This window comes from Tahibacter sp., assembly GCF_035481375.1.
Classification (GTDB): Bacteria; Pseudomonadota; Gammaproteobacteria; order Xanthomonadales; family Rhodanobacteraceae; genus Tahibacter.
This window is the reverse complement of record NZ_DATIGT010000337.1, coordinates 1-4,765: the sequence shown is the minus strand read 5'-3', so window position 1 is coordinate 4,765 and position 4,765 is coordinate 1. Positions and strand designations below refer to the sequence as shown.

1 protein-coding gene and 2 pseudogenes are annotated in these 4,765 nt (G+C 70.3%); all 3 read left to right on the top strand.

Translation table 11 applies throughout. From position 1 onward, the window contains the following. A pseudogene (locus VLF18_RS22340) lies at nt 1-543 on the top strand (ATP-dependent DNA ligase); the annotation flags it as partial. Nucleotides 544-878: 335 nt separating this feature from the next. Then, nucleotides 879-4,529 (top strand): response regulator, encoded by a 3,651-nt coding sequence (locus VLF18_RS22335; RefSeq protein WP_325281839.1) that lies wholly within the window; start codon nt 879-881, stop codon nt 4,527-4,529. Then, a pseudogene (locus tag VLF18_RS22330) lies at nt 4,529-4,765 on the top strand (protein-glutamate O-methyltransferase CheR); the annotation flags it as partial. The gene VLF18_RS22335 and the pseudogene VLF18_RS22330, both read left to right, overlap by 1 nt.

Below are 4,765 nucleotides of genomic sequence, written 5' to 3'. Positions count from 1 at the left end.
CCGCGCCTGCGCATTTCGCCGCGGCTCGACGCCGCGGACTGGACACAGGCCGCGGCGGCACGCGACGCCGCGCGCGCGCGCGGCGTCGAAGGGCTCATGCTCAAGCGGCTCGATTCGGCCTATCAGGTCGGCCGGCGCCGCGGCGACTGGTGGAAATGGAAGATCGCGCCGCTGACGATCGACGCGGTGCTGCTCTATGCCCAGTCCGGCCACGGCCGGCGCAGCACGCTGTATACCGACTACACCTTCGGCGTCTGGCACGACGGCGCGCTGGTTCCGGTCGCCAAGGCCTATTCCGGACTCGACGACGCGGAGATTCTTGAACTGGACAAGTGGATACGTGCACACACGACCGAGCGCTTCGGCCCGGTGCGCGCGGTGCAGCCGCTGCAGGTATTCGAACTCGGCTTCGAAGCGGTGAACCGCTCGACGCGGCACAAGTCCGGCTTCGCCGTGCGCTTCCCGCGCATCCTGCGCTGGCGGCACGACAAGCCGCCGGCGGAAGCGGACGGGCTCGATGCGCTGCGGGTGCTGGCGCGGTGAAGCGAGCGGGGAACGCGTGTGGAGGAGTGAGAAACGAGTGGCTGGGCTTTCGCCGGTTCCTGCCTTCTATGCCCTCGTTGTTCGGCCCGGCAGGCGCAGAAACCAGAGGGTAGTAGGCAAGACTGGAGAAAGCGGATCCGGAACGCATCGGGCACGCCGCTGCGACGCCAGTTCCTGCCTACTCCCCTCTATTTCCCCGCCCGCTTCGCCTCACTGATTTCTCACTCCTGAGCACGCTTTTCCCGCTTCCCCCGCGCCGCCGCTCCGCTACCATGCAGCCAACCGACACGCCGGCCGTCGCGACGGCCCGGCCGGCAACGGATTGCGGGGGCGTCATGACAGAATCGTCCAACCCGACGTCGTGGCTCGCGGATCTGCCGATCCAGCGCAAGCTCGCCCTCGCGTTCGCCGGCGTACTGCTGACCTTCATCGCCGCCTGCGTGGTGATCGTCGCCGTGCTGAGCGCGCAGGCGCGCGCGCATGCCGCGCAGCAGCGCGCAGTCGCGACGCTCGATGCGGTGCAGGCCGCGCGCGGCGCGATGCACCGGCTCGAGACCGCGGTCTATGAACTGCTGGCCGACGCCGGCGATGGTCCGGCCCGCCTCGCCCTAGCGCGCAAGCGCAGCGACGAGGCCTTCGCGGCGCTGACCGCAAGCGCGCGCGGCGACGCGGCGCTGGCGCCGCACGCGCTCGAAGCCGAACAGCGTTCCCGCGACTGGGACGCGCGCGCCGTCGGACCGATCGTGACCGGTGCCGCCGCCGTGCCGCGCGGCGACGGCCGCTTCGCCGCGCTGCATGATCTCGCCCAGCGCTTCGCCGAGCTCGACGGGCGCGAAGGCGCGCCGCTCGATCGCGCGCTCGGCGACGTCGACGCGAACGCGCACGCCGAACTCGGCGCGCGCGTCACCGAACTCGACCGCGCCGCGACGACGACGCGCACCACCGTGCTCGGCATGCTCGCGGTCGCGATCGCGGTCGGACTCGCCGCGCTGTGGCTGTCGCGGCGCCTGATCGTCGAGCCGATCCGCACGCTGACCGGGCTCATGACGCGACTGTCCGAGCACGATCACGACGTCGACGTGCCGCAGCGCCGCCGTCGCGACGAGGTCGGCGCAATGGCGCGCGCGCTCGATGTGTTCAAGCGCGCGGCCATCGACACGTACTGGCAGAACAGCAACAAGACCGCGATCGGCGACATCGCCGCGGTACTGCAGCGCTGCACGGACGCGGACGAATTCGCCGATCGCTTCTGCGCCGAACTCGCGCCGCGGCTCGGCGCCGGCGTCGCCCTGTTCTTCCGCTGCGACGACGACCACGCGCGGCTCGAACGCATCGGCGGCTACGGCCTGCGCGAGCGGCGTCATCTCGAAACGCGCTACGCGCCGGGCGAAGGTCTGACCGGCCAGTGCGCGCGCGAGCGCCGCGCCATCGTGCTGTCGCCGGTGCCCGAGGACTACGTGCGCATCCATTCGGCGACCGGCGAGGCCGCGCCGGTCAGCGTCACGGCGCTGCCGCTGCTGCTGCAGGGCCGGCTGCTCGGCGTCGTCGAATTCGCCGCGTTCGCGCCGTTCACCGCGCAGCAGCAGCAACTGCTCGACGAACTGCTGCCGGTCGCGGCGCTGAGCTTCGACAATCTCGTGCGCGCGACCGCCACGCGCGAGCTGCTCGTGCGCACCCAGGCCCAGGCGCAGGAGCTGCAGGCGTCCGAGGAAGCGCTGCGCGTGCAGCGCGAGGAACTGCGCAGTACCAACGACGACCTGTCGGCCAAGACCGCGCAGCTCGAGGAACAGCAGCTGCGCCTGCAGGCGTCCGAAGAGGAACTGCGCGTCCAGGCCGAGGAACTGCAGGCGTCCAACGAAGAGCTGCGCCAGAAGACCGAGACGCTGAACGAGCAGAAGGACGTGCTGCAGGCGCTGCAGCGCGATACCGAGCAGAAGGCGCAGGAACTCGCGCGCGCGAGCCAGTACAAGTCCGACTTCCTCGCGAACATGTCGCACGAGCTGCGCACGCCGCTCAACAGCATGCTGATCCTCTCGCGCAGCCTTGCCGACAACGACGACGGCCGCCTCGCGCCGGACCAGGTCGAATCCGCGCGCGTGATCTTCGACGCGGGCAGCAACCTGCTGCGCCTGATCAACGACATCCTCGACCTGTCCAAGATCGAAGCCGGCAAGATGGACGTGCTCGTCGAGGCCGTCGCGCTCGGCGCGCTCGCGCACAACGTCGCGCGGACCTATCGCCCGCTCGCGCGCGAGAAGGAGCTGAACTTCGCCGTGTCGGTCGATCCGGCGCTGCCGGCCGAGGTGCTCAGCGACGCCGCCAAGCTCGAACAGATCGTCGGCAATCTCGTCGGCAACGCGATCAAGTTCACGCGCGAGGGCCAGGTCGACGTGACCTTCGCGCCATGTCCGCAGGAACTTGCACGCACGCTGCAGCGCCCGGCCGGCGAGCTGTTCTGCGTCGCGGTCGCCGACAGCGGCATCGGCATTCCGGCGCACAAGCTCGCGGCAATCTTCGGCGTGTTCGAGCAGGTCGATGCGAGCACGGCGCGCCAGTTCGGCGGCAGCGGGCTGGGCCTGTCGATCTCGCGCCGCCTCGCGCAGCTGCTCGGCGGCGAGATCGTCGCGCAGAGCACCGAAGGCCGCGGCAGCCGCTTCGCGGTCGTGCTGCCGCGCGAGACGCAGCCGCGCAGCGGCGATGCCGCCGTCGCCGCGCCGCTCGCGGCGCCGCCCGCGCCGCTGTCGCTGCCTGCCGCCGAGAAGCAGGCCGACGTGCCGATTCCGACGGCGCGCCCGCCGCGCTGGATCGACGACGACCGCGACGCGCTGCGCACCGGCGACACCGTGATCCTGACGATCGAGGACGACCCGCTGTTCGCGCGCGTGCTCGTCGAGCAGATCCGCGCCAAGGGCTTTCGCGCGCTGGCCGCCGGCGACGGAGAAAGCGGCCTCGCGCTCGCGACCGAGTTCCGGCCCAACGGCATCCTGCTCGACGTGCTGCTGCCCGGCATGGACGGCTGGGCCGTGATGCGCCGGCTGCGCGCGAATCCGGCGACGCAGCAGATTCCGGTGCATTTCGTCTCGGGCGTGGACGAGTCCGCCCGCGGGCGCGAGCTCGGCGCCGTGGGCTTCCTGACCAAGCCCGCGCCGCGCGAAGCGCTGGCCGACGCGTTCGACCGCCTGCTCGCGAACGACCAGGGCCGGCTGCGCCACGTGCTCGTCGTCGACGACGACATGGACTCGTTCCTGATCGTGCAGAACATGCTCGCATCCTCGTCGGTGCAGGTCGACAACGCCGCGAGCGGCCGCGAAGGACTCGACGCGCTGCGCGAGCGGCACTTCGACTGCCTCGTCCTCGATCTGCAGCTGCCCGACATGTCGGGCTTCGACTTTCTCGACGAATACGCGCGGCTCGACGGCACGCCGCCGGTCGTCATCCATTCCGCGCGCGACCTGTCCAGCGACGAGAGTCTGAAGCTGCGCCAGTACACCGACAGCATCGTGATCAAGGGCTCGCGCTCGCCGCAGCGGCTGCTCGACGAGGTGCGCCTGTTCCTGCACAGCATCCGCAAGCCCGGCGCGCATCCGCCGCGGCGCGAGCTCGACAGCAGCCTCAGCGGACGCAGCGTGCTCGTCGTCGACGACGACATGCGCAACATATTTGCGTTGTCCAAGACGCTGCGCGCGAAGGGCCTCAACGTACTGATGGCGCAGGACGGCATGAAGGCGCTGCGCCAGCTCGAGGAGAATGCGCAGATCCAGCTCGTGCTCATGGACATCATGATGCCCGGCATGGACGGCTACGAGACGATCCGCGAGATCCGCAAGCGTCCGCCATTCGCACGCCTGCCGATCATCGCGATCACCGCCAAGGCCATGCGCGGCGACCGCGACCGTTGTCTCGAAGCCGGCGCCAGCGACTATCTCTCGAAACCGCTCGACATCGACAAGCTGCTGTCGATGATGCGCGTCTGGCTGCAGCGCTGATGGCGCGCCCCGACGTCGAGGAAGTCGAGCTCGACCTGTTCATGCGGGCGCTGAAGCTGCGCCACGGCTACGACTTCGGCGAATACGCGCGCGCCTCGTTCCGCCGCCGCGTGAATTCGCTGGTGCAGGCCATCGGCTGCACGACGATCGGCGAGCTGACCGGACGCGTGCTGCGCGACGACGCGCTGCTGCCGCAGGTCATCGCGGGACTGTCTGTGCCGGTCTCGGAGATGTTC